24 protein-coding genes are annotated in these 26,572 nt (G+C 43.0%); 22 read left to right on the forward strand and 2 right to left on the reverse strand.

Annotated features, from left to right (window positions below; genetic code table 11):
• Positions 1–38: 38 nt before the first annotated feature.
• The 22 genes from flgE to ccoG all read left to right on the forward strand — a co-directional run bounded on the left by flgE (position 39) and on the right by ccoG (position 23,127).
• Positions 39–1,313, forward strand: a complete 1,275-nt coding sequence (gene flgE, locus PSU78_RS11280) for a flagellar hook protein FlgE (RefSeq protein WP_300388035.1) — start codon at positions 39–41, stop codon at positions 1,311–1,313.
• A 27-nt stretch (positions 1,314–1,340) separates the two neighbouring features.
• Entirely contained in the window at positions 1,341–2,081 is a 741-nt protein-coding gene (gene flgF, locus PSU78_RS11285; RefSeq protein ID WP_300388037.1) for a flagellar basal-body rod protein FlgF, read from the forward strand.
• Positions 2,082–2,233: 152 nt separating this feature from the next.
• Positions 2,234–3,016 (forward strand): flagellar basal-body rod protein FlgG, encoded by a 783-nt coding sequence (gene flgG / locus PSU78_RS11290; protein WP_300388039.1) that lies wholly within the window; start codon positions 2,234–2,236, stop codon positions 3,014–3,016.
• Between the two features lie 53 nt (positions 3,017–3,069).
• Positions 3,070–3,756 (forward strand): flagellar basal body L-ring protein FlgH, encoded by a 687-nt coding sequence (locus tag PSU78_RS11295; RefSeq protein WP_300388040.1) that lies wholly within the window; start codon positions 3,070–3,072, stop codon positions 3,754–3,756.
• Positions 3,756–4,889, forward strand: coding sequence for a flagellar basal body P-ring protein FlgI (locus PSU78_RS11300; RefSeq protein WP_300388042.1), 1,134 nt, complete (start codon positions 3,756–3,758; stop codon positions 4,887–4,889). The genes PSU78_RS11295 and PSU78_RS11300 overlap by 1 nt, the downstream gene beginning before the upstream one ends.
• Position 4,890: 1 nt before the next feature.
• Positions 4,891–5,859, forward strand: coding sequence for a flagellar assembly peptidoglycan hydrolase FlgJ (gene flgJ / locus PSU78_RS11305; RefSeq protein WP_300388044.1), 969 nt, complete (start codon positions 4,891–4,893; stop codon positions 5,857–5,859).
• A 147-nt stretch (positions 5,860–6,006) separates the two neighbouring features.
• Positions 6,007–7,953: a flagellar hook-associated protein FlgK gene (gene flgK / locus PSU78_RS11310; RefSeq protein WP_300388046.1), complete on the forward strand. Its 1,947-nt coding sequence runs from the start codon at positions 6,007–6,009 to the stop codon at positions 7,951–7,953.
• A gap of 20 nt (positions 7,954–7,973) precedes the next feature.
• Complete coding sequence (gene flgL, locus PSU78_RS11315) at positions 7,974–8,888, forward strand: flagellar hook-associated protein FlgL (RefSeq protein WP_300388048.1); 915 nt, start codon at positions 7,974–7,976, stop codon at positions 8,886–8,888.
• 308 nt (positions 8,889–9,196) lie between these two features.
• Positions 9,197–9,928, forward strand: coding sequence for a heme-binding protein (locus PSU78_RS11320; RefSeq protein WP_300388050.1), 732 nt, complete (start codon positions 9,197–9,199; stop codon positions 9,926–9,928).
• Between the two features lie 112 nt (positions 9,929–10,040).
• Positions 10,041–10,466, forward strand: a complete 426-nt coding sequence (gene gspG / locus PSU78_RS11325; RefSeq protein ID WP_300388052.1) for a type II secretion system major pseudopilin GspG — start codon at positions 10,041–10,043, stop codon at positions 10,464–10,466.
• A 14-nt stretch (positions 10,467–10,480) separates the two neighbouring features.
• On the forward strand, positions 10,481–11,677 hold the full coding sequence (locus PSU78_RS11330) for a type II secretion system F family protein (protein WP_300388053.1): 1,197 nt from the start codon (positions 10,481–10,483) through the stop codon (positions 11,675–11,677).
• Positions 11,674–13,362: a GspE/PulE family protein gene (locus tag PSU78_RS11335; protein WP_300388054.1), complete on the forward strand. Its 1,689-nt coding sequence runs from the start codon at positions 11,674–11,676 to the stop codon at positions 13,360–13,362. The genes PSU78_RS11330 and PSU78_RS11335 overlap by 4 nt, the downstream gene beginning before the upstream one ends.
• Positions 13,343–14,671 (forward strand): hypothetical protein, encoded by a 1,329-nt coding sequence (locus PSU78_RS11340; RefSeq protein ID WP_300388055.1) that lies wholly within the window; start codon positions 13,343–13,345, stop codon positions 14,669–14,671. Before PSU78_RS11335 ends, PSU78_RS11340 begins: the two co-directional genes overlap by 20 nt.
• Positions 14,668–15,210: a hypothetical protein gene (locus PSU78_RS11345; protein ID WP_300388057.1), complete on the forward strand. Its 543-nt coding sequence runs from the start codon at positions 14,668–14,670 to the stop codon at positions 15,208–15,210. The genes PSU78_RS11340 and PSU78_RS11345 overlap by 4 nt, the downstream gene beginning before the upstream one ends.
• A 3-nt stretch (positions 15,211–15,213) precedes the next feature.
• Positions 15,214–15,714, forward strand: coding sequence for a hypothetical protein (locus PSU78_RS11350; RefSeq protein WP_300388059.1), 501 nt, complete (start codon positions 15,214–15,216; stop codon positions 15,712–15,714).
• Positions 15,715–15,767: 53 nt separating this feature from the next.
• A complete protein-coding gene (locus tag PSU78_RS11355) occupies positions 15,768–17,669 on the forward strand; it encodes a secretin N-terminal domain-containing protein (protein WP_300388060.1) in 1,902 nt (633 codons plus the stop codon).
• 7 nt (positions 17,670–17,676) lie between these two features.
• Positions 17,677–18,201 carry a type II secretion system protein gene (locus PSU78_RS11360; protein ID WP_300388062.1) on the forward strand — a complete coding sequence of 175 codons (525 nt, stop codon included), beginning with the start codon at positions 17,677–17,679 and terminating at the stop codon, positions 18,199–18,201.
• Positions 18,188–18,583, forward strand: a complete 396-nt coding sequence (locus tag PSU78_RS11365) for a type II secretion system protein (RefSeq protein ID WP_300388064.1) — start codon at positions 18,188–18,190, stop codon at positions 18,581–18,583. The genes PSU78_RS11360 and PSU78_RS11365 overlap by 14 nt, the downstream gene beginning before the upstream one ends.
• Positions 18,577–19,149, forward strand: a complete 573-nt coding sequence (locus PSU78_RS11370; RefSeq protein ID WP_300388066.1) for a hypothetical protein — start codon at positions 18,577–18,579, stop codon at positions 19,147–19,149. The genes PSU78_RS11365 and PSU78_RS11370 overlap by 7 nt, the downstream gene beginning before the upstream one ends.
• 5 nt (positions 19,150–19,154) lie before the next feature.
• The gene (locus PSU78_RS11375) at positions 19,155–19,790 is read left to right on the forward strand and encodes a helix-turn-helix transcriptional regulator (RefSeq protein ID WP_300388068.1); all 636 of its coding nucleotides are present in this window, start codon (positions 19,155–19,157) and stop codon (positions 19,788–19,790) included.
• Positions 19,791–19,977: 187 nt separating this feature from the next.
• Positions 19,978–21,396, forward strand: a complete 1,419-nt coding sequence (locus PSU78_RS11380; protein ID WP_300388070.1) for a PLP-dependent aminotransferase family protein — start codon at positions 19,978–19,980, stop codon at positions 21,394–21,396.
• A 267-nt stretch (positions 21,397–21,663) separates the two neighbouring features.
• A complete protein-coding gene (gene ccoG, locus PSU78_RS11385; protein WP_300388072.1) occupies positions 21,664–23,127 on the forward strand; it encodes a cytochrome c oxidase accessory protein CcoG in 1,464 nt (487 codons plus the stop codon).
• 28 nt (positions 23,128–23,155) lie between these two features.
• On the opposite strand, the gene PSU78_RS11390 is transcribed toward ccoG, so the two are convergent.
• Both PSU78_RS11390 and ovoA read right to left on the reverse strand, forming a co-directional pair.
• Positions 23,156–24,325: a MalY/PatB family protein gene (locus tag PSU78_RS11390; RefSeq protein ID WP_300388074.1), complete on the reverse strand. Its 1,170-nt coding sequence runs from the start codon at positions 24,323–24,325 to the stop codon at positions 23,156–23,158.
• Positions 24,322–26,433: a 5-histidylcysteine sulfoxide synthase gene (gene ovoA, locus PSU78_RS11395; RefSeq protein WP_300388076.1), complete on the reverse strand. Its 2,112-nt coding sequence runs from the start codon at positions 26,431–26,433 to the stop codon at positions 24,322–24,324. Before ovoA ends, PSU78_RS11390 begins: the two co-directional genes overlap by 4 nt.
• Positions 26,434–26,572: the final 139 nt, after the last annotated feature.

Below are 26,572 nucleotides of genomic sequence, written 5' to 3' on the forward strand. Positions count from 1 at the left end.
GTAAAGCAATCATTAAATATTTATAACAGGAGAACACCATGAGTTTTCAACAAGGTTTGAGTGGTCTGAACGCAGCTTCAAAACAATTAGAAGTCATCGGCAACAACGTAGCCAACGCCAATACAGTCGGTTTTAAACAATCACGTGCAGAGTTTGCAGATGTGTTCGCCAACTCACTTACTGGTGGCGGCGGCACACAAATTGGTATTGGTACTAATTTATCTACTGTTGCACAACAATTCACGCAGGGGAACGTGACTAGTACAAACAACTCCTTGGATATTGCGATTAATGGTGGCGGGTTCTTTCGTATGACTAATAACGGAGCTGTGACCTACTCACGAAATGGTCAATTTAAGATGGATAAAGACGGTTTTATTGTAGATGCAGCAAGCAAGCGTTTGACTGGCTATGCTGCTGATGCGGCTGGCACTCTACAAAAAGGTGCGCCAGTTGACCTAAAAATTAACACTTCAGATTTACAACCTCAAGCAACAGCCAAAATAGTTGGCCTAGTGAATTTGGATTCCCGCAAAGCAGTACCCACTACGACCCCTTTTGACCCAACGGATCCTACCACTTACAACGATTCAACTGCCGTTACTGTTTTTGATAGTTTAGGTAACTCTCACACCCTACAAACCTATTTTGTTAAAGACCCAAGTCCTAACGTTTGGAAGGTATATACAACCGCAGATGGTATTTCCACAACTACATTGCCAACGGCTACCGCTACAATGACTTTCCCTGCGTCAGGAACAGGCCTTAATCCTACAAGCGTTCCAGCTAGCCCAACTACGGTGACATTTGCGCCAAAAAATCCACCTATTCCTCCAGCGACTGTACCTACTGTAGCAACTGGTGCAGCTAATGTATCACTAACAATTGACTACTCTGGCAGCACGCAATTTGGTTCTAACTTCAGCATCAACAGCCTATCGCAAGATGGTTACACTTCTGGGCGTTTAGCTGGGTTTAATACTGGCGCAGATGGCACAATTGTTGGACGCTACAGCAATGGTCAATCAAGAGCCTTAGGTCAAGTAGTGCTTGCAAGCTTCGCAAACCCCAACGGTCTGCAATCGCTTGGTGGGAATGCTTGGAGTGAAAGTTCAACATCTGGTGCTCCACTAGTTGGCGTGCCAAGCTCAGGGACGCTAGGCGTGCTGCAATCTTCCGCTGTTGAAGACTCCAATACTGACCTGACTGCCGAGCTTGTAAATATGATTACGGCACAACGATATTATCAAGCCAATGCCCAAACCATTAAAACGCAAGATCAGGTTTTACAGACTTTAGTTAACTTACGTTAATAGTGAATAAGAAATAGGAGAGCCGCTATGGATCGCATGATTTATACCGCAATGACAGGCGCAAAACACATACTTGAACAACAAGCGACGACTGCCCATAACTTAGCCAACGTCACCTCTACTGGCTTTAAGGCACAAGTCGATTCGTTCAGAGCCGTGCCTGTAATCAGCGAAGGGTTAGCGACGCGCGCATTTGTAGTGGACTCTACCGTAGGCGCAGACTTTAACCCTGGCGCTATTCAATCAACTAACCGCGATTTAGACGTAGCGATTCAGGGTAAAGGTTGGTTATCCATTCAACGTGCTGATGGTTCTGAAGGTTATACACGCAACGGCTCACTCAAAGTCAGTGAAAATGGCGTGCTACAAACCGCTACGGGCTTAACCGTATTGGGTGATGGTGGCCCTATCAGCATTCCACCTGATGTGGCAGTTTCTATTGGTAAAGACGGCACGGTTTCGACTGTTGCAAATGGCGCTAAGCCAGGAGCATCCAATATATTGGGGCGCTTAAAGTTGGTTAACCCACCTGAAGCAGACTTAGTACGTGCTGAAGATGGCTTGTTTGTGACGAGCAATGGCAACCCAGCAGAAGTCGATGCAAACGTGCATGTTGTCAGTGGTGCGCTGGAAAGCAGTAACGTCAATGTGATTGATGCGATGGTGTCTATGATTAGTTTAGCTAGACAATTTGAAACACAAATGAAGCTGATGCAAAGCGCTGAGAATAACGCCAATAAAGCCGCTCAACTCCTAAGTTTGAGTTGAGTAAGCTTAGGTTAAGATTGATTCATAGCATTCGAATAGATCAGTCAGCGATTATGTAGTGTTTAAGAAACATCTGCTGATTTTTGACCAGAATAAACTGATAAGCACTACTAAACCAGCTCTGTTGGCAAGTCTTGCTAAAAGGAAATAAAATGATACGCTCACTATGGATTTCAAAAACTGGCCTAGATGCCCAACAAACACAAATGGACGTGATTGCCAACAACTTGGCAAACGTTAGCACCAATGGTTTCAAGCGCTCGCGAGCAGTGTTTGAAGACTTACTCTATCAGAACATCCGCCAGCCTGGTGCACAAACTTCGCAACAAACTCAGTTACCTTCTGGCTTGCAGCTTGGTACAGGGGTAAGACCTGTGGCAACAGAACGCATTTTTAGCCAAGGTAACTTACAACAAACTAGTAACAACAAAGACGTGGCTATTCAAGGTGCAGGCTTTTTCCAAGTATTGATGCCAGATGGCACAACCGCTTACACCAGAGACGGCTCTTTCCAGACAGATAGCCAAGGTCAACTAGTGACCTCTAGCGGCTTTCCTGTTCAACCAGCGATTACCATTCCAGCCAATGCAGAAAGCTTTACTGTGGGTCGCGACGGTACGGTTTCAATCACCACCACAGGCTCAACTGCCACCACACAAATTGGCACTTTGCAACTGGCAACCTTTATTAATACTGCGGGCTTACAGGGCAAAGGCGAAAACCTTTTTGTAGAAACAACAGCCTCTGGCAACCCTACGGTAAATAACCCTGGTACAAACGGTGCAGGCTTATTGACTCAAGGTTACGTTGAAACGTCTAACGTGAATGTGGTGGAAGAGTTAGTCAATATGATTCAAACCCAACGTGCCTATGAAATTAATAGTAAGGCTATTACTACATCTGATCAAATGCTGCAGAAATTGACACAGATGTAATGCTGATTCAATGAAGATTAATTGAATATAACTTAAGCAAAAAAGAGTTAACCATGTTGAATACTCATTATCGTAAAGTCTGTCATTTAGCATTAACAAGCATCGCGTTAGCATCGTGCCTTTTATTCAATGCATGTGCTTTTACCCCAACTACCGTTGTAAAGCAGCCGACGACAGCAAAACCTACTGCTGTAGCGCCAGTTAAATCTAATAATGGCGCTATTTTTAATGTTGCTGCTTATCACCCCTTATTTGAAGACCGTCGCCCACGTTTTGTGGGAGATATTGTCACTATCAACATAGTAGAAAATACTAACACTACCAAAAATTCTGAAAGTACTGGGAGTAAAGATGGTAAAGCTGCCAATTCAATTACCAGTTTATTTGGTCATAACGTACCTGCAGCAAGCTTTGCAGGTAGCTCATCTAACTCAGTCAAAGAAAAAGATGATGCTAAAGCCAGTAATGTATTTAATGGCTCGATTACCGTCACTGTAATAGATGTATTACCAAACGGCAATTTGTCAGTAAGTGGTGAAAAGCAAATCTCATTTGATAAAGGCACAGAGTTTGTGCGTTTTTCTGGTGTTATCAGTCCTGACACTATCACGGTTGGCAATTTTGTACCATCCAATAAGGTGGCGGATGCCCGTATTGAGTATAGAACTAATGCAAAAGTGGATGCAGCAAGTATTGCCGTGTTGGTAGCACGCTTTTTCCTAAGTATGGGCGCGCTTTAATGAACATCATGATACATAAGCTCTCAAATAATCGCGCTAAAGTTTGGCGCAACATCAGCTTTATGCTTCTTTCCATTAGTATTCTGTTTATTCAACCAGCCCATGCCGAGAGACTAAAAGATTTAGCGACGATTCAAGGCGTGAGAAACAACCAGTTAATCGGCTACGGACTTGTAGTGGGCTTAGATGGTACAGGTGATCAAACACCCTACACCGTGCAAAGTATGATTAGTATGATGCAGCAAATGGGCGTTAATTTGCCGCCTGGCACTAGTGTGCAAATGAAGAACGTGGCTTCAGTAATTATTACAGGTAGCTTGCCCGCCTTCGCTCAGCCAGGCCAAACTTTAGATGTTACTGTTTCATCGATGGGTAGTGCAAAAAGCCTACGTGGCGGCACATTGCTAATGACACCGCTTAAAGGTGCTGATAATCAGATTTATGCTATGGCGCAAGGTAACTTAGTGGTAGGTGGTGTTGGTGCTTCAGCTAACGGCAGTCAAACTCAAATAAATCACCTGAGTGTAGGTCGAATTTCTGATGGCGCCACGGTAGAACGCTCAATTCCTAATACGATTAATCAATCAGACAATGTCAATCTTGAGCTGAAAGAGTCAGATTTTTCAACAGCATCATTAGTAGTAGATGCGATTAATAAACGCTTTGGTGCAAATACAGCTTTAGCACAAGATGGCCGCGTAATTCATGTGCAAGCGCCAGCCAATAGCAACCGCGTAAGCTTTCTTGCCGATTTAGAAAAAATTAACGTTGCGCCCGCTCCAACTAACGCCAAAATCATTATGAATGCTCGGACTGGCTCTGTGGTGATGAATCAAGCGGTCACACTGGAAAACTGCGCAGTATCACACGGAAATTTATCTGTAGTGATTAACACAGACCCTGTAATTAGTCAGCCTGGCGCACTATCAAGTGGGCAAACCGTATCGACAGCACGCTCACAAATTGAAATTAACAAAGAGCCTGGCAAGGTGTTAAAACTGAATAGCGGCGCTAATCTATCTGATGTAGTGAAGGCACTCAATGCGATTGGTGCGACACCACAAGACCTGCTTGCTATCTTGCAAGCCATGAAAGCCGCTGGCTCACTGCACGCGGATTTAGAGGTCATTTAACATGATTAACAGCACTGATTTATCTGGGAAATTAGCCTTTGATGCCAATGGTTTAAATGGCTTAAAGAATGCTGCGAAAGAAAGTTCTCCAGAAGCAATTAAAGGCGTTGCTAAGCAGTTTGAAGCAATTTTCATGAATATGATGTTGAAAAGCATGCGTGAAGCCTCACCGCAAGACAACCCTTTTGATAACGAACAAAGTCGTACATTCACGTCGATGCTGGATCAGCAACTGAGTAGTAATCTAGCCTCAAAAGGACTAGGTCTTTCAGATGTACTGGTTAGGCAACTTAGCCAAGGCAGCAATCCCGTGACCAATACCATGGAACAAGCTGTTAGCGATACACCATCAGCATCTGATACAAAAGCTAACGGAATTATCAGCAACCCTTTATCGCCAAGTAATAATAAGCCTGTTAATAATCTCCAAGATTTTAAAGCACTGATTGATTATAAAAACTCGCCTACAGAATCCTCATTAATTAATAACAAAGTGGATGCTAAATCACCTGCTGATAGTACTACTGAGTTTAAAAATCGTATGGCTAAACACGCTGAGGAAGCCAGCCGCACAACTGGCGTGCCTGCCCACCTAATGTTGGGTCAAGCCGCACTTGAAAGTGGTTGGGGGAAACGTGAATTAAAAGGCGCAGATGGCACGCCAAGTAATAACCTATTCGGCATTAAAGCCTCAGGCAATTGGGATGGCAAAGTGGTAGAAGCTACCACCACTGAATACATCCACGGCGTAAAACAAAAACGTATAGAAAAATTTAGGGCTTATGACAGCTACGCAGATTCGTTCAAAGATTTTGCCAATATGATGAATAACAACCCACGCTACAATAAAGTGATGGCAAACTTAGATAGCGTGAATGGCTATGCGCAAGCCATGCAAAACGCAGGTTATGCGACTGACCCTAATTACGCAAGCAAACTTGCCAACGTGATACAGAAAGTGATTCCTTAACAATTACCGCATAAAAATTGTAACTTCACAATACTTTTAAGGTAAGCATTAAGGCCCAAATTAATTAAATTAAAATGAGTGGTCTAAAGTTTTCTATTTCCTGACCGTCATCATAGTTGTACACAAGTTTTCTAAAGAGTAAATATCATGGCTGACATATTAAGTATAGGAAAAAGCGCACTTGCAGCAGCTCAAGTTGGCCTAAGCACAACGGGTCACAACATTGCTAATGCTTCGACGCCAGGCTACTCAAGGCAAGTAGTCGTGCAGGCTGCCGCTCAAGCACAAAGTTCAGGTAATGGCTACATTGGTCAAGGCACTGAAGTTGCGGGCATTTCACGCGCATTTAATGAAATACTCGCCAAGCAAGTAGTCAGCAGCCAAGCTGCCAGCGCTAGTAGCGATATATATGCCAGCCAACTTAGCAACATTGATAACATGTTGTCTGATGCGTCTGCTGGCCTAAATCCAGCCATTTCTAGCTTCTTTAGCAGTGTGAGTGACTTAGCAGCCAATCCAAGCGACATACCTAGCAGACAATCCATGTTGTCTTATGCGCAATCTCTGGTTAACCGCTTGCAGAGCACTAGCAGCCGTCTTAATGAGGTGCGTAGTGACGTTAATACTGAGCTAACAGCAAGCGTTAGCCTGGTGAATACCTATGCTAAACAAATCGCATCATTAAACAACTCTATTGAAACTGCAATCAGTAGTAATGGCAACCCGCCGAACGACCTAATGGATCAGCGCGATCAACTGGTGACAGAGCTAAGCAAACAAATCAAAACTACGGTAGTGCCGCAGGGGCAAGGTAGTTACAATATTTACGTAGGTAATGGCTTGCCTTTGGTGATTGGTAAAAGCCTAATGTCGCTCACTACCGCAAGCTCACCCACTGACCCAACTCGGCTAGAAATCTCCTATCAATCATCAGGTAAATCCACAGTTCTAGGTGGAAGTAGCTTACCTGGCGGTGCAATCGGCGGCTTACTTCAATTTAGATCAGAATCATTAGACACAGTACAAAATCAAGTTGGACAGCTTGCACTCGTGCTTGCCGATACATTTAATACACAACATAAACAAGGCATAGACTTAAATGGTAATGCTGGTGGTGATTTATTTAATGTCCCTACGCCTGTTGTAAGCAGCAGCATTAATAACAACCTTACGAGCAATGCAGTTGTGACTAGTCAGATTATTGATGCTAGAGCCGTGACTAGCAGCGATTACCGTTTGCAATACGACCCGAGTTCTGATCCAGCAAATCCATACAAAATAACCCGCCTCGGCGATAGCAGCGTACAGAGCTTTAGCGCACTGCCACAAACAGTTGACGGAGTGAGCTTTAATCTTACTTCTGGTTCATTCACTCAAGGTGACAATTTTGTCATACGTCCAACTAGAAATGCAGCAACAACCATTAGTTTAGCCATCACCGACGCCAAAAAACTGGCCATTGGTAGCTCTACACTAAGTTCAGTCGCTAATACAACGAATACAGGCACTGCAAGCATCAGTCCAGCAGGCAGCACCTCAACGGGTACATTGGGGCTGACTTATTCATCTAGCATGCCAGGTACACTGACACTTGCACCCTCAACACAACCAGTGACGGTCACTGTGGCAGGCGTTCCAACCGTATTTCCACCAGGCTCACCAATCACTTACACTAGTGGTGCAACTATATCTGTAGGTGGATTAAGTTTTGCCATGACAGGCACGCCGGCAAATGGGGATAATTTTACAATATCAGCAAGTGGTCCAAGTGGCCCAAGTGATAACCGCAACGGCTTGCTACTCGCAGGCTTGCAAACTCAAGGCACACTGAATAACAGCACCACTAGTTATTCAACTGCTTTTGCTGAAATGGTCAACGGTGTAGGCAATAAAACACGTGAGTTAAAAATCACCTCTGCTGCTGAAGCTCAAGTATTAGATCAAGCTACTACAGCGATGCAGTCAGAGTCAGGTGTCAACTTGGATGAAGAAGCAACCAACTTACTACGCTACCAGCAGGCCTATCAGGCCGCAGGCAAGATGATGCAAATCGCCTCTCAACTCTTTGATACTTTGTTGCAATTAGGTAGATAGGTCAAGCTTAAGGAAAAATCATGCGTATTAGCACCAACACTATATATCAAACTGGCATCTCTAGAATCAGCAATTTACAATCTGATCAGGCTAAATTACAAGAACAAATTTCTACCGGCCGTCGTATTTCATCGCCTTCAGATGACCCTGTTGCAGCGGCACGTGCATTAGAGATCTCATCGGCAAAAACTGCTAATTCAAAATTTGCTGATACTCGTCAAACAGCGCAACTCAAGCTGAATACTCTAGAATCTAATTTAACTAGTGTGACCAATTTACTTGTTTCCACACAGTCTTCATTAGTTGGCGCGGGAAATGGAACACTATCTGATACAGAAAGAGGCTTTATTGCCTCTGAATTAAAAGGCTCTTTAGATGCACTAATTGGGCTTGCCAATACGCAAGATGCCTCTGGAAGCTACCTCTATGCTGGTTTTAAATCCAGCACTACGCCGTTTGTTGCTGGCGCCACAGGGGCTACTTACGCTGGGGATAGCAATCAGCAGTTACTACAAGTTGATTCACAACGTCAAATGGCGGTTAACGCAACTGGCGATAATGTATTCCAAGCTGGTGGTAATGATATATTTGCTACTCTGAGTAATTTAGTCACTTTACTCAATACACCGATTACCAATGCCGCAACTCAAGCTGCGTACAACACTGGATTATCGACAGCGATAGGTAGCTTAAAAGGCTCCGTCGATAATGTATTGAATGTACGTGCTGATGTAGGTGCAAAACTCAATGAAATCGACAACCTAGATAACGCTGGATCTGACCGCGCATTGCAATACAGTAAATCGCTCTCAAATTTACAAGATACTGACTATGCCAGTGCGCTTTCTGACTTAGCAAAGCAACAAACCATTATGGAAGCGGCTCAAAAATCATTTGTGCAGCTCACCAGTTTATCTCTCTTTAAGTTACTTTAAATAGACGAGCTAGGCCAAATCTTAATCACTTATTAAATAAGATTTTTTATATAACCTTATTTAATAAGTCTTACCGCTTTACCCAAGCAAACTTTCATCTAAGCTACCATTTACCCAAACTAACTAAGTTTGTCTGTGCTTATCTAATCTCCTGTCAATAAAAGTTCATCTGACTACTCCTATTTAGGGGATATTTCATTCAATTTTTTTGGACTATTATTGGTTTCGTAATATTTTTCAAATAAATATTCCACCACACTCATTATCTCATTTTATTAAATAACTTAATTTCTCAAGGAGAGAATTAAATGACCAAGAAAATCGCAGGTTTAACATTTGCGCTGCTAGCAGGTGTGTTTACAGTAAACGCCAACGCTGGTTGTGCAGATATTTCATATACAGCTTTACAACAAGCAGCAAATTTCACGCGCGCATTCGGTAATACTGGCGGCCTAGACCTAAATATGTGGGCTACGTTTGTAGATGAAACGGGTAAAGTTTGCGCTGTAGTTAACACGGGGGTTAAAGGTGAACTAGCAGGTAATTCACAGTGGTTAGGTAGTCGTGTCATTTCTGCTCAAAAAGCGAATACTGGTAATGCATTCAGCTTAAATGGCCTAGCCATTTCTAGCGGCGCTTTATATGCTGCAGTTCAGCCAGGCGGCAGTTTATATGGCTTACAAGAAAGCAACCCTGTAGATGCTGCAGCAGCCTATAAAGGTTCGCCAGCAAACTTTGGCAAAGCGAATGATCCATTGGTTGGTACTCGCGTAGGTGGTGTTAACGTCTTTGGTGGTGGTTTACCTCTTTACAAAAATGGTGTGAAAATTGGCGGCATTGGTGTGTCTGGCGACACTTCATGTACAGATCACGCATTTGTATGGAAGATGCGCCAAATCTTAGCGATGCAACCGGCAGCCTCAGTGACGCAAGTTGAAAAATTGAAATTATCAGGTACCTTTGCAGCACTTGGTGACCATCCAGCCTGTATTGGCGGAGTCATTGGTGATCAATCAGGCTTTGTAGCTTCAGCACCTTAATTAATATGCAAAACAATAAAAACCCCAGTCTAATGGGGTTTTTGTTTGTAAAAAATAACAATATATCAATCAAGTAAAATAAATATTAGCTTGATGATAAAAAGGCTTTCTTATGCGAAATAATCGCAAGGGGTTTCACGTTAACAAAGGCTTCACGCTGCTTGAGCTTTTAGTGGTCATGGTGATTATTGGCTTATTAGTGAGTTATGTTGGGCCTCGCTACTTTGGTCAATTAAGTAAATCTGAAGTAAAAACCGCCAAAGCACAAATTAACTCACTAAGAAAAGCCTTGGATGTCTACCGCTTAGATACTGGAAGCTATCCAGAACAACAAGCTGGCTTAGAGGCATTAATGACTGCGCCACAGGGCAATAGCAAATGGCAAGGACCTTATTTGCAAAAAGCCGTTCCAAATGACCCTTGGGATCACCCTTACATTTATCGTATTCCAGGTGAAAAATCCGAGTTCGATCTGTTCTCTTACGGAGCGGATGGTCGAGCTGGTGGCACTAATGAAAATGCAGATATTAGCGATTAAGCTAGGCCATCATCATGCAATATCAATTACGTGTTATTCGTGAAGGTCATGCCCCCTACCAGTTTGAGCTTGATGCTAGCTCTATTGAAGACGCGCGAATTAAGGCTGAACAACAAGGCCTGATTGTATTACAGATTAAGTCATCTGCATTGTCCATTATTCGGCAATCGCTCAGTCAGAAAAGTATCCAGTTTCCTTTGATTTTATTTTGCCAAGAGTTTCGCGTGTTGTTCGAGGCAGGCTTATCTGTCATGGATGTGCTGCAAACACTTATCGATAAGGAAAATAACTCAGCGATTAAGCTGGTATTGCAACAGTTACTTATTGCTGTGCAAGAAGGTAAAACCTTATCGCAAGCCATGTCGCTGAATGTGAATGCATTCCCTACCCTGTTTATCGCCACCATTAGCGCAGCTGAAACCACTGGTGATTTACCAGAGGCTTTGCTTCGTTATAGCCAGTATTTAGAAAATGTCGATTTACTCAAAAAGCGTATTGTCAGCGCCTCGGTTTATCCAGCTATCGTGACGAGTTTCGGCTTACTTGTATTGGTATTTTTAGTCGTATTTGTCATTCCAAAGTTTAGTAAAATTTATGCAACGCAAGTAGCCAACATTTCCACTAGCACCAAATTTTTGTTGAAGGTTGGCGAGTTCTCGCAACACTATGGTTATATTATTTTAGGATTATTAGTCGCAATGATTGTCGCACTGATTATCATGATTTCTCGCCCAGAAATACGCGCCAAACTTTACGATGCTTTATGGAAAATCCCACTTTTAGGCAATAAGGTGCGGGTATATCACTTAGCAAGATTTTACCGTACGTTTTCCATGCTGCTAAAAAGTGGCATTCCGGTGATGAATGGCTTAGCCATGGTAGAAAGTTTACTTGGCGCAGGCTTAAAAACCAATTTACAAAAAGCCAAAAAACTCATTACCGAAGGACAACAGTTTTCTCAAGCTTTATCTGAGTCTGAACTCACCACCCCAGTAGCCATGCGGCTATTCAATGTAGGCGAAAAAACAGGCACTTTAGATAAAATGATGGAACGCGCAGCAAGTTTTCATGAAGAGGAAATGATTCGGTGGGTAGACCGATTTACTAAGATATTTGAACCCACATTAATGGCACTGATTGGACTCTTAATTGGTGGCATTGTATTAATGATGTATATGCCAATTTTTGAACTTGCGAGTGGCATCGAATGATCCAAAATACACACAATTTAAATGAAATTCTGTTGCAAGCCGCTCAGGCTGCAAAAGTTAGCGGGCAACGTGCTATTGAAGTGCTACAAGAAAACAGCCAATTATCGCCAGAAGCATTCACGCAGCAATTAGCCGATACATTTGCTTATCCCTATCTCACGCTGACGCAAATGCTAGCGCTGCAACCTGCTTTTGATCGCATTTCATTTTCAGAATCTTTACAAAATGAATGTGTATTACTACATGATGCTTCGTTGCATGACAACAACGTTAGCATTTTTGTCTTTGCTGATATTTACAACCAGCGCTTGCAGACATGGGCAGCAGAGCGGATTGGCGGTACGTTTAATACCTGCTTGGCACATCATGCAGATATTGCGGCTTACCTTGCTAAACAAGAAGAAGATACACGCACGGTACAAACCGCCATAGGTCATGTTGCGCATACAAAAAATGAAGCCGATACTACCGAGGAGTTGTCGCTCAATATGATTGAGGGTGACGCCAGCCCCGTCATTAAGTTAGTACGCTCCACTCTTTACGATGCCTTAAAAGCAGAGGCCAGTGATATTCACCTAGAAACTGCGCCAACGGGCTTAGTGATTAAATATCGTCTAGATGGCGTGTTGAGCCAAGTCGGCGCAATCAGCGACCCTAAACTAGCAGAACAAGTCATTTCGCGCATCAAAGTCATTTCGGAGCTAGACATTACCGAACAGCGCGTACCGCAAGATGGCCGCTTTCGCTCTGTGTATCGTGGCCGTGATGTGGATTTTAGGGTATCAGTTATGCCCAGTATTCACGGTGAAGATGTCGTCATTCGCGTGCTAGACAAGCAAACCCTGGCTGACCAAGCCAGTGGCTTACGTCTAGACGTACTAGGTTTTGATGCCGCCAGCATGCAAACCATGCGCGAGCAATTCACCCTGCCCTATGGAATGGTGTTGGTCACAGGCCCGACTGGCAGCGGGAAAACCACCACGCTGTATGCCGCCATTAGTGAAATCAATCATGGCGATGACAAAATCGTCACCATTGAAGATCCTGTTGAATATCAACTGGCAGGCGTTTTGCAGATTCCTGTGAATGAGAAAAAAGGGCTGACCTTCGCACGCGGCTTGCGCTCAATTTTACGGCACGACCCTGACCGCATTATGGTGGGCGAGATTCGCGATGCTGAAACCGCACAAATCGCTGTGCAATCCGCACTCACTGGGCATTTGGTATTTACCACCGTGCATGCCAATAATGCTTTTGACGTGATCGGTCGTTTTTTAAATATGGGGGTTGACCCATATAGCTTTGTATCGGCGCTCAATATCGTCGTTGCTCAACGCCTGTTACGCTCAGTTTGCCAACATTGTGCAGAATCCATCAGCCTAGAACCCTCAACATTACCAACAAAAATGCAACATTTGAGCATTCCCACCAACGCAACCCTAAAACGAGGTAAAGGTTGCGGCGCTTGTCGCGGCACAGGCTATAAAGGCCGTCGAGCGGTCGCTGAAATTTTACTGTTAGACGATGAGCTAAGAGAGCTGATTGCAAATCGCGCCTCGATCAGACAAATTAAAGAGCTGGCGGTAATAAAAGGTACGCGTTTTTTACACTATGCTGCTTTAGAAATGGCTTACCGAGGCGAGACTACCTTAGAGGAGGTGCTGCGTGTTGCTCCCATGGTCTAAGCAAAGTACGTTAGCGATTAGCAATCATGGCATTGCTTTTAAGCATGCTGATGGTCAATCTCAACTGCTCACAGACAGTCAATTCACTTTGGCAAATGTTGCACCACTTAATACCGATCAACTGGCAGAAATACTCATTGCTCATCAATCATCACTAAAACACCAGCAAATGCAGGTGCGACTTTCAAATACATTGATTCGTTACTTGGTGCTACCTTGGCAAAATGAGGTGTTTGCTAAAAATGATTGGCAGTCGATTGCGCAACATGAATTTCGCAAACAATATGGGGCAGCGGCTGATGCATGGAAAGTCTCTGTCAGTTTTGGCAATTATGGGCAAACCATCATCGCCGCAGCCATGGATGAAAGTCTTTTTGCGCAACTTGAAGCTAGCGCAAAAACACTAAGTTTCACAATCACTTCCATTCAACCATTGTTGATGACTTTACTCAATACCACAGCAGAACCGCAACGTGATTGGACACTCATTGCCGAACCTGAACGCATTATGCTATGCCGCGCATACAAATCAGAATGGCAGCAAATAGCAATAGACTCTCCACCTACAGGTCTTGAATATCAGCATGCAGAACAGCTGATTAACCGCAATTTATTACAAGTAGCAACAAACGAACAGCCGAGCAAAGTGAATAACTATGTTTCCGCAGCCTTGCACAAAGTCTGGAAGCATACCGACAACAAGTTACAAAAGACCGTACTTAGAAGCAATTCAACGCAAGCTCACGCCTTATGGATGGCGGAGTTGCCATTGAATAAAAAATCGCCAAACATAAACTTGGATTTCGCTGAAAATACGCAGTTAAACAATACCGCCTGGACTTGGGGGCTACTCGCAATTGCTTTGCTGGCTATGACTTTGTTATATGCGCAATACCAAGTTACCAGTAAAAAAATAAATCAACAAATCGAACTGTCAGAGAACAAAACTCAATCCGAAGTTGCAGCCAAACATCACTTGGACGCGTCTCCAGCCATGCAAGACAAATTGAAGCTCGCTCAGCTGACACAGCAGCAACTCGATTTACCGTGGATGCAAATGTTAAAAGCACTAGAAACTGTCAAAACTGCGAACCCTCACATTGCCATTTTAAGTATTAGTCCTAACAAAAATCGCGCAGAAATTAAGCTCACAGGTCAAACCTCAGACTTTTCTGACCTCACGAATTTCTTAGATGCCCTGCGCACCAATAGCAGCTTCAATGATGCGGTATTAGTTAGCCAGCATTTAGAAGATGACCAAGCCAAACTGCTATATGTGTTTGAGGTTAATTTAGGGTGGCGCGTATGAACACTGCAGCACTCATCTCCCAAACAAAATGGCGGCTATTCAGAGCTTTCGAATCATTAAGCTTGCTGAGCAAAGTGGGTTTATTTTTCATACTTATCACTTTACTGGCTTACTTTTTCACTTATCTACCACTCACTCACAAGCTAGCCAGTTTGCAGCAAGATGCAACTGAACATCTTCGCCCTTCTGTGCTTAAAGCAGCTCCAGACGTAGAAGTGAATGACTACATCAATACTTTTCCAAGTTTAACTACGCGCGCGAGCAAACTGAATGAGTTAGTCGCCATTGCAAAGCAACAGCAATTACTACTGAATGAAGTTACTTATAAAACAGAAAGTAATGTTCAGCAGCCGTTAAACCGCTATCAAGTTGAACTTAGCGTGCTAGCCTCGTATGCTGAAATTCATCTTTTTTTAAGTACTGTGCTTAAAAAAATGCCCTTTGTCGCGATTGAATCACTTAACCTAAGTCGCACCAGTGTGCTAGAAGAAGCCGTAGAAGCGCGCATTCAGTTAACGTTCTATTTTAAGCGAACATAATCCATGTTAACGAAACGGAATCTAATTTTAACTTCAGCTTTACTTGTAACGCTGTGGCTCACATGGCAAAGCCGTAAACATGAGCAATCGATAGAAATATCACAACCAACACGCGTGTTAAACACTGTACAAACAGATACTCAAAAAATTGTAAGCCATGATACTGAGCTCGTATTAAAAACTAGAAATTTACCTGATAGCACTGAAAATCTTTTTTCCACACCAGTAAAAGTATTACCTCAAACCAGTAATACTGTATTTAAAGCGCCTAAACCAGTCGCACCAGCGCTCCCTTTCAAGTATTTAGGTCGCATGTTTGTTGGCACTGACAGTGGCGTAATGTTGAATGTTCAAGGTGAAGTGACGCCAATTCAGCAAGGTGATTTGCTTTTAGGGCAATATCGAGTGCAAGCCATACAAGAAAACGCAGGGGCGCTAGAAATTCAGTTTTTATATTTACCACTGAATCAAATACAAATATTAAGCGCACAAACAGGAAGTTAAGAAAGTCGAAGATGGGAAATTTAGGTGGGAAATTTAAGGTGAAAAATATAGCCATGAAAAATACAAGATTAAAAAGAATAGGCTTGTACTTACTTATTTTGCAGTTTACTGCCTGCCAAACCCCCGTGCCTAAACTTAAGGCAGATGCACATGTAGATAGCCGCTTACAAAGCCCGACTCATGCCGCTCAAGTGCCAGAGAAATTAGCGAATATTGCCGAACGTGAACAAAAAATCAATGCCTTGATGGCTGATGAGAATGAAGTTTGGCAGCGTGATGACTACGAGGCATTAGCGAGAATTTATGAATCATTAGCACAATATGACCCTGGAAATTTGCGTGCTATACAAGGTTTAATCATGATAGAAACCGCTAAAAAGCATGATGCGATGATTGCTGAAGCGGTTAACTTAATGAACAAAAATGAGGCTAGTGATGAGCTCGCGCTGGATAAGTTACGGCAAGTACTGCTAGAAAATCCGCAGCACAAAAAAGCTTTGCCGCTTTATAACACTTTACTTGCCAAGCAAGCTGAAGCTAATAAAGCTAAAACAAGCAAAAAATTAAGCTTTAATCAGCCGATTACGATGGAATTTAGAGATGTGAATCTTAAAATGATTTTTGAATCACTTTCCAAGACCACTAAAATCAATTTCATACTCGATAAAGATGTACCTAGCGACCAAAATGCCACTATTTTCTTGAAAGCCGTGCCCTTTGGCGATGCACTAGATTTATTGCTGGAAACCAACCAGCTTGAGAAAAAAGTATTAAGTGAGAACTCCGTCATAATTTACGTGAATGACATATTGCACCAACGCGATTACAAAGATTTAAGTGTGCGCAGCTTTACGCTAGATTATGCCGACGCCAAACAAATGAGTACTATTTTGCGCACCATGCTCAATATGCGCAACATGGAAATTGACCCCAGACTAAATACCCTATTAATCAAAGATTCTCCTGAGATTTTAGCGCTCGCCGAAAAGATTATTTACGCCCAAGATAAACCAGACCCTGAAGTCATGCTTGAGCTGCAAGTTATGGAAGTTAAACGTAGTTACTTACAAAATCTAGGCGTTAATCCCATCACTGGCATCAGCGTACCAGTGCCATCTTCTGGCATATTGACCGTTAAAGATTTACGTGTATCGGGTAACTCTTTAGTCGTGAATGGTATACCTGGCTTAGTGTTTGATGCCACCAGCGGAGATGTTAATTTACTGGCCAACCCAAAAATTCGAGTTAAAAATAAAGATACTGCAAGAATACATATAGGTGAAAAAGTGCCCGTTTTCACCGCTAACGTGGCTTCCACGGGCGTAACATCACAAACAGTGCAATATATTGATGCAGGTTTAAAACTGGAAGTAGAACCAACCATTAGTGCCGCAGATGATGTCACTATTAAAATCAACCTCAATGTTGGCTCAATTGGCGATAAAGTCGTCGCCTCTTCTGGTGCTAGCCAAAGCATTGCCTTTAGAGTGGGTACTCGGTTAGCCACCACTCAGTTGCGTCTTCACGATGGTGAAACGCAAATTTTGGCAGGCTTAATCGATGACCAAGATCGCAAAAACGTGAGTGGTATACCTGGCTTATCTAAGATTCCATTACTAGGAAAATTATTTTCGACTCAAACTGACGACAAAGTTAAAACGGAAATTGTCTTATCAATCACACCACATATCATTCGTCAACGCATACGGCAACAAGCACACGAAGCGGAGATTTGGACGGGCTCAGAAGGTCAAGTAGGCCGTCATTCGCCTTCGCCAGCTTTTGCTGATGGCGTAGCACCATTTATGGTGCCAAAACCACCCCCAGCGGCGGCTCCTGCGAGCCGTGATGATACACCTAAGAATATCAACCTAGCTTTGCCGCCAGGATTCTCACTTGGTGGTGGGTTGAACGATGATCAAAAATCTGCCCCTATTAGTAAGCCCACGGAGTAAGCTTGAAATGACTAGCGTGACTAGAGAAACAGCTGGGTTTAGAAAAGTAGACGGCTTCTCTTATGTTGAGCTGGTTTTTGTCATTGCGATACTTGCGCTGCTAGCAGCTGTTGCAACGCCCTATCTTGAAAAAAATATCCAACGAAAGAAGGAGCTGGAGCTAAAACAGAATTTACGTGAAATACGCATTGCAATAGATGAATATAAGGCTGCATCAGACCAAGGTAAGGTGAAAAAATCGATAGGTGACAGCGGCTACCCGCATCATTTAGAAGATTTAGTCATCGGTGTGGAAGATATTACCGACCCACAAAAGAAGAAGTTACGTTTTTTAAGAAGGCTGCCAGCTGATCCAATGTATCCAAAAAGTCAGCCTCTACCATCCAACGATGAAATTATGCCAGCAGACACTTGGGGTAAGCGCAGTTATACCAGCGATGCTGAAAACCCACGCGAAGGAGATGATGTTTACGATATTTACTCACTGAGCAGCGTTGTCGGTTTAAATGGAATCGCTTATGCACAGTGGTAAACCATTCTTCAAAAGTAATGCCAAGGGCTTCACTTTCATAGAGTTGATGGTGGTGATGGCAATAATTGCAAGTATTATCTCAATCGCCATGCCACGTTATTTTGATGGTTTAGAACGTAGTAAAGAAACCGCATTAAAACAAAATCTAAAAGAAATGCGCGAGGCGATAGATCACTATCATTCAGATAAAGGTGACTACCCAGCCAACTTACAAACACTGGTATCAGAACGTTATTTGCGATTCATACCAGTTGACCCCATTACCGAAACAAGTGATACCTGGCAAGTGACTTCGCCACCCGACAATAGCAACCGAGTATATGATGTAGCAAGCGGTGCAAATAAAAATGCGCGCAATGGCGAGGCCTACAACACATGGTAAACACTATTCATCATGAGGGGTTTGCTTATATAGGCGTACTTTTTTTAGTGGCTGCCATCTCAGTGAGCATGGCAGTAGTCGCGCAAAATGAAGATACTCAAATTAAAAGGGAGAAAGAACAAGACTGGCTATTTATTGGCAATCAATACCAGCGCGCCATAGAAAGCTATTACCAGCAATCACCCAATGGCATTAAGACACTACCGACTAAGTTAGAAGAGTTGTTATTAGACAGCCGCTTTATTTCGCCAGTACGGCATTTGCGAAAATTATATGGCGACCCTTTAAACCATCAACAAAACTGGAGCTTAATTAAAAATACAGATGCCAAAATTATTGGCGTTTATAGTCAATCGCAAGAGGCATTATTATCAAAAAAGAATATTCCAGCTCTAGTAGAGAACCTTGATTCAGAAAGCTTTAATCTAAAAAACGATGACGCTGCAAACCCAAGATACGTAGATATTCAATTTGTGTTTCAGCCTAAGCAAGTGACTGATAACAGCAATACAGAAGAAATATCCGATAATAACAATGAAAATCTAAAAGCTAATGACATGGAGTAACTAATATGACGCTCGATAATCAGTCAGTCGTAGTCTTAGAAAAAAGTTGGCACAGCAAAATTTTAGAACAAGGCTTTGATCAGCTTGGGCAAGCTGTGATTATTGTCTCTAGCCGCAGCGAAGTGTTGTTTGCTTCCAAATCAGCTGAAACGCTATTAGAAACCAATAACGGATTAAGTGTGGTTGATAACAGCTTGTTAGCTGATTTAATACCAGATAATCTAAGGTTGCAAAAAGCCATACAGACTGCAATTGATGCACAACTTACCCAAGACACTTCAGTTGGCCTTTACATACACCGCAATCAACAGCCTAAACCTTATTATTTATCCATAAGCCGATTAAAGAAACAATTAGATGAAAGGCGCGAAGGCCATAGCGCCTTGATTATCATTAAAGATTTAGAACTTAACTACGAACGTTGGGCGGAACGCTTAAAAAAAGGCTTCAATATGTCGCCAAGAGAAATCCAATGTGTAGTACTTCTCACTGAACGCCGAAGCGTGCAAGAGGTAGCCGAAGTCATGGAAATTTGTACTGAAACTGTTAGGCAATATTTAAAAAGCGTGTTTAAGAAAATGGATGTGCGCAAACTTCATGAGTTAGTCAGCTTGGCTTTAGAATACCGCAGAAATCGGTAGCAGCTTAATGTCTACTAACCAATCACTACACCCAATGCCATTCATAGGCATGAGCTTAGTTCAGTAAGTTAAACTGATAAGATTACTACGAGCTTACAGGCAAATTTTATGGCCTATAAAGTGAAGAATCCGTTCATAATGAGCTGATTGCCATCCTTTGCTTTATTTTGACCCATCGCATTCCCACATGAAACTTTACGAACAACTTGCTAATTCCATTGCCCTGTCAATTCAGGAGGGAGTACTTTGTAAAGGCGACAAACTTCCTTCTGTTCGGCAAGCAAGTTCAAGTCGGAATATTAGCCCATCTACCGTGTTTCAGGCCTACTACCTTCTAGAGGCAAGGGGCTTAATTAGCGCCCGTGAGCGGTCAGGCTATTTTGTCACAGGTGGTGCTGGTGGAATTCCTGCATCACCCGAGCCAGTCATAGTTAAACATGAAGAACTGACTCAAGTTGATGTAAGTGAACTTGTATTTGAAGTGCTGGAATCCACAAGAATGAAAAAAGTAGTTCCGCTTGGATCAGCCTTCCCTAGCCCGTTATTGTTTCCTTTAAGTAATCTAGCGCGAACCATGGCTTCTAGCATACAAGCAATGGATCCTTGGCGTAGCCTAGATAATTTAAGTCCTGGCGATGCTGATCTGAGGCGTCAGATTGCCTTACGCTATATGATTGATGGCTTGCATGTGCCATCTGATGAACTTGTGATTACCAGCGGCGCACTTGAAGCGTTAAATCTTTGCCTGATGGCGGTGACGCGGCCAGGTGACACTGTGCTGATTGAATCGCCTACGTTCTATGCGGCCTTACAATCCATTGAGCGCATTGGACTGAAAGCTGTAGAAGTACCTAGCCATCCAAAAGATGGGATAGATTTGAATGCAATGGAATGGGCGTTGGCGCGTCACAAACCTAAAGCATGCTGGCTGATGACGAATTTTCAAAACCCTCTGGGCAGCCTACTAAGCAATGAGAAAAAGAAAGCCCTCGTCGAATTGTTAACGCAACATCAAGTGCCGTTGATTGAAGACGACGTGTATGGTGAGTTGTATTTCGGAGATAAACGCCCCATGCCTGCAAAGGCATTTGATACTGATGGTTTAGTGATGCACTGCTCTTCATTTTCAAAGTGTCTGGCACCTGGCTATCGCGTTGGTTGGGTGGCGCCTGGAAGATATTCTAAAATAATTGAACGTCTAAAACTAACCACAACATTGTCGGCATCAGCACCCGCTCAGCTTGCCTTAGCCAAATACTTGCAAAAAGGCGGTTACGATAAGCATTTGCGTAATCTACGTCATACTCTTTTGGTGAATCAAATTAAATTTATTGATGCGATTCAGAAATACTTTCCAGAGGGCACGCGCTTAACCAAGCCACAAGGTGGTTACTTTTTATGGGTAAAATTACCTGATGGTGTAAATGCACTGGATGTTCATCGTACCGCACTTACAAATGGCATTAGCATCGCTCCTGGCCCAATCTTTTCAGCTCAAAGAGGATTTACTGATTACATTAGATTGAACTATGGACACATTTGGGATGAAAACATCGAGTCTTCCTTAGAGAACCTTGGTAAAATAGTCATGGATTTAATGCTGTAAAGCCATGACAAAGCAACTCTCTGTCAGCTTCTTTATAAGTACTCAAAGCATGTGTGACATCAACTGATATGCTTTTTATTTAGCTATCTGCTTCTGTTTTAATTCACTGCAATACATTATTCTGTGCTGTCACTAAACTTGCTTAATATAAAACTTGTCGAATACAGAAGGTACACGGTTTTATTGCGGTAATGTTTTATTGCAATCGCATAAGTTAGCCATTAAATACCCTAAATTAAAATAGTTTATTGCCTGTGAGATATAAAAATGACTGTTAGTCAAAAAGCACCAAAGAAAGTAATCCCTATCGCGGCTGATACCTCCATGTTTGCCCTGCAAAATAAAATCTACCCTAGAGCGACTTCTGGTTACTTTACTAATTGGCGATGGGTTATGGTGTGGATTACCCAGCTAATATTTTATGGCACGCCATGGATTTCATTTGATCACAGACAAGCCGTTTTGTTAGATATTGATACCCATAAATTCTATATTTTTAAATTAATACTTTACCCACAAGATTTAATTTACCTTGCCGTTATTCTAATAATTTCCGCATTAGCTCTATTTCTATTTACTACCGTAGCTGGGCGGCTTTGGTGTGGATTTTCGTGTCCGCAATCTGTTTACACCAAGATATTCCTGTGGATTGAGTACAAGATTGAGGGAGATCGCGCCACGCGTATCAAGCTAGACAGCAAAAAAGTTAGAGTCAAAACGCATTATAAAAAATGGCTTAAGCATGTCGTATGGATTAGTTTTTCTATTTGGACGGGTTTTACTTTTTTAGGCTATTTCACACCGATTCAGCATCTGTTTGATGGAATATTTAATTTCAGCTTGGGTCCTTGGGAAACATTCTGGATTTGTTTCTATGGATTAGCCACCTATGGCAACGCAGGTTTCTTGCGTGAACAAGTTTGTTTGCATATGTGCCCCTATGCGCGTTTTCAAGGGGTAATGTTTGATAAAGATACCTTAATCGTCACCTACGATGAAAAGCGTGGTGAACCACGCAGTGGCCGTTCACGCAGCGTAGATGCAAAAGAAAAAGGTTTAGGTGACTGCATAGACTGTAGCTTCTGTGTGCAGGTTTGCCCCGTAGGGATTGATATACGCGATGGCTTGCAATATGAATGTATAAGCTGCGGATTGTGTATTGATGCGTGTGATAGCGTGATGGATAAAATGGACTATCCGCGTGGTTTAATTAAATTCTCAACATTAAATAGCGCAGGTTTAAGTGAAGTAACGCTAAGTGAGGCGACGCTAAACAACCCACTTGAAGCTAGCGTAACGCATGAGGTTGCCCATAAAATTTTACGCCCTAGAGTCTTAATCTATGGCGGCATATTGTTATTGCTATGCATAGGCTTTGTAGTGTCACTCAGTTTACGTAACTCATTTATGGTCGATGTAATTCGAGATCGCGGTGTGATGTCACGTATCACTTCGGATGGTGCTATTGAAAATGTTTACCGCTTACAAATTACCAACGCTACCGAAGATACTCAAACCTACCGCGTTTCGGTCGAGGGTTTAGAGGGTTTATCTATCTCTTCGAGCAGTGCCTTTATGGTGAACCCAGCGAGTGAGCGCATGGTGCCAATGAGCTTGCAAATACCTGATGGCTCTGTCAGCAGCGGCTCACATAAAATCATGTTTAAAATTGAAGCGCTTGGACGAGACGAACAAATCTCAGAAAAATCAACATTTCTAATGCCGCGCTAGTTCGGTAAGTGTTTAAATAGCTTTCGCACTAGTGTGTGTTAAGTGTGGTTGCAATACGGTTTAACGCCTCTGCAATCACACTGCGTGGTGATGCAATATTGAGTCGCATAAAGCCACTACCGCCCATACCAAAAGTCTTACCTGCATTTAGCCCGACTTTGGCTTCTTTAACAAAGAATGCTTCGAGTTGCGCATCTGTCATTTTCAATCCTCTGCAATCTAACCATAGCAAATAAGTACCCTGCGGCTGAATTAGACGAATGGCAGGGATATTCTTTTCAAGATAATCACGTACAAAATCACGATTATCACGCAGATAAATTAACAACGCATCAAGCCAAGACTCACCACTACGATAAGCGGCCTCAAATGCAGCAATGCTAAATGGATTGGTATTACTCAAATGCATGCTATCAAATACTTTTTTTAAAGCGACTCGCTGTGCTGAGTTGGGTACAATCAATGCAGATAAACCAAGGCCTGGAATGTTAAACGTTTTGCTAGGTGCCACAGCAGTGATGATTTTATCGCTATCATTAGCTAGCGTTGCCAAGGTAGTATGCTGCTCATTGGGATAAGTTAAATCTGCATGAATCTCATCAGATAATATCGTCATATCATAACGGCGCGTAATGGCTAATAGCTGCTCTAGCTCAGCCTTACTCCACACTCTCCCTACTGGGTTGTGTGGTGAGCAAAATAATAGCATTTTCGCGCCATCTGCCGCGCAACGCTCTAAGTGTTCAAAGTCTATACGGTAAACACCATCCACTAGTATCAACGGGTTTTCAATCAATCTACGCTGATTGGCAGTGACCGCAGAAAAGAACGGCGCATACACTGGCGGCTGCACGATGACACCCTCACCTTCTTCTGCGAACGCCATCACACTTGCGAATAATGAAGTTACAACTCCTGGCGCCATGACAACCCACTCGCGCTCAACCGTCCAACCATGGCGCTTTTTAAGCCAAGTGATCAGCGCGTCAACCATACTTTCTGGATAAAAAGTATAGCCATAAACTGGATGTTCGGCACGTTGTATCAGCGCTTTAGTGACTGCTTCTGGCGCGGGGAAATCCATATCAGCGACCCATAACGGCAAAATATCCGTGGTACCAAAATAGTCAGCACGTCCGTCCAGCTTCACTGATGCAGTGCCATCTCGCACTATGATTTTGTCGAAATCAACGCTCAAGAAATACGCTCCCAAAGCGTGACTTCAGAAAGCGAATGCTGAAATTTTCTTTTAGTTTCGCGAATCACAAAAGGCACATCAACAGGTTCCGCAACTAAGCGGAAGTGTCCACTGAGCTGCTCTTTCAAACCATCAAGCGTAGTAAAATTCTCAGCGTTCTGTTTAAAGCCGCCTATCCACTCCTCGCGCTTGGTATGTTCTTCCAACCAAGTATAGGGTGAAGCAATGAGCAAAATACCACCAATATTCAAGCGCTCATGCACATGCGAAAGGAATTTTTTGGGACTATATAAGCGATCAATCAAGTTAGCCGCCAATATCAAATCATAGTTGGTCAATATTGGTTTGAGGTTACAAGCATCGCCTTGCGAGAACTCTACTTTGCCTTTTAAGTTATCCAGCCCTAAGCTTGCTAGCGTGCGCGTCTTGTAAGTAACCAATTGACCTTCATCGACCAAGGTATAGTGCAACTCGCCTGTTTCAGCCATTTGCACACCAGATTCTATCAGGCGCACTGAAAAATCAACCCCCGCGACATGTTCAAAATGTCGCGCCAGCTCAAATGTTGCTCGCCCTGAAGCACAACCCAAATCTAAGGCTTTGCGCGCGGGTTTATCTTTCATCGCGCTAATCGCAACATCAGCTAGGCTTTTGGTAAAGTTCTCCACGCCAAAAAAGCTATCGCCATAATGAAACTCTGCATACTCTGAAATCAACTTATCAGTTTCGTAATGTGAGCCTGGCATACTGGCTAACTCATCGGCCACTACATAACGGAAGCCAGCATGCTGAAAAAAGTGGCGTCGAAATGCATAACGCGCACTATATAAGGCCTCATTGCCACAAGAAATCCATGAACCACCTTTAATCAAATTGTGCCGACCATCAAAGGTCGGCGTCGTGAAGTCATCATACAAAGGATGTACTTTAAAGCCACTGAATGGATAGATAGGCGTTTCAGTCCACTGCCACACATTACCAGTCACATCAAAAAGCTCACCATGACGAAACTCCGTGACGGGACAAGGCGACGCAGCATAGTCTAAATGTATATTTGAATTAGCGGCTTTATCAACGGCCACTTCAGCAACGCCTGCAAAGTCATACAAAAGATACCATTCATCTTCACTAGGCAATCGTACCTTCTGGCCTGATTTCTGAGCTTTCCAATTACAAAATGCTTTAGCTTCGTGATAGTTAACTTCTACAGGCCAATCCCAAGGCATCGGCACTTCTTCGGTCATCAAACGCAACCACCATGCATCGCCTTTACGAACCCAAAAGGTTGGATGAGTGGCTGCCGTATAGTGCCTCCACTTTAAGCCCTCTTCAGCCCAAAGCGTATCTTGCGTATACCCACCTGCAGTCACAAACTCTAAAAACTCAGCATTACTTACCAAATACCGACTTGCTTGAAACGCTGCAACATCCGCCTCGTGCAAGCCATACTCGTTATCCCAGCCATATTCAGCGGCATTCTCTTTTTTATCTAGAGATACTTTACCTGCAGGAATTGAAACCAAATCGTTTTGTGGAGCCTCACCCGAGCGCGTGCAAGCTTGCCAAGCCGCATGTGGTTGCACTAATTCAAGCGCTTGCTGGCGAATCAATACTGACGAGGTTTCAAGATGAATACGCTCATGCTCTATACCCATGATAATAATCCACCACGGATGATTCCAATCAATGGGCAAAGTAAGCGGCGCAGTTTGAATGAGCGCTTCCACTGCATCACGCACTTGATGACGGTAATACTTAACCTCTGCAGAAGTTGGCCAATCATAGTTGGCATCGTTCAAGTCATCCCAACTCATTTCATCCACACCTACAGCGAACATTGCTTCAAGCTTTGGATTTACCCGCTCCTTCAACAAACCAGCTAACAACAATTTATTCAGGTAAAAAGTCGCGGTGTGTCCAAAATAGAAAATCAGTGGGTGACGTAACGCGATGGACTTAGTTTGGTAAGAATCTTCATTAACTAAGGTTTCAAATAATTGCTCATAGCGATTGAACGTAGAAAGAAAATACTCCAGAAATTCTTTGCGCGTAGCTACGGCATCACTGCCATTCAATACTGGCGTTCTTGAAAGTAAGGGTTGGGTCATGTTTATTATTAAAGTGATTTTTTTAAGAGATGTTTGGCTTAATTTAACTGAGTATGCAGGCAACTTAGTCAACTGCAAGCTTATTAAGCCGCTATTTTTTATACTGGCTTAGTGCGCTTTACGCTTCAAAAGTTCAAAG

The sequence above is a fragment of the Methylotenera sp. genome (assembly GCF_029945705.1).
GTDB lineage: Bacteria > Pseudomonadota > Gammaproteobacteria > Burkholderiales > Methylophilaceae > Methylotenera.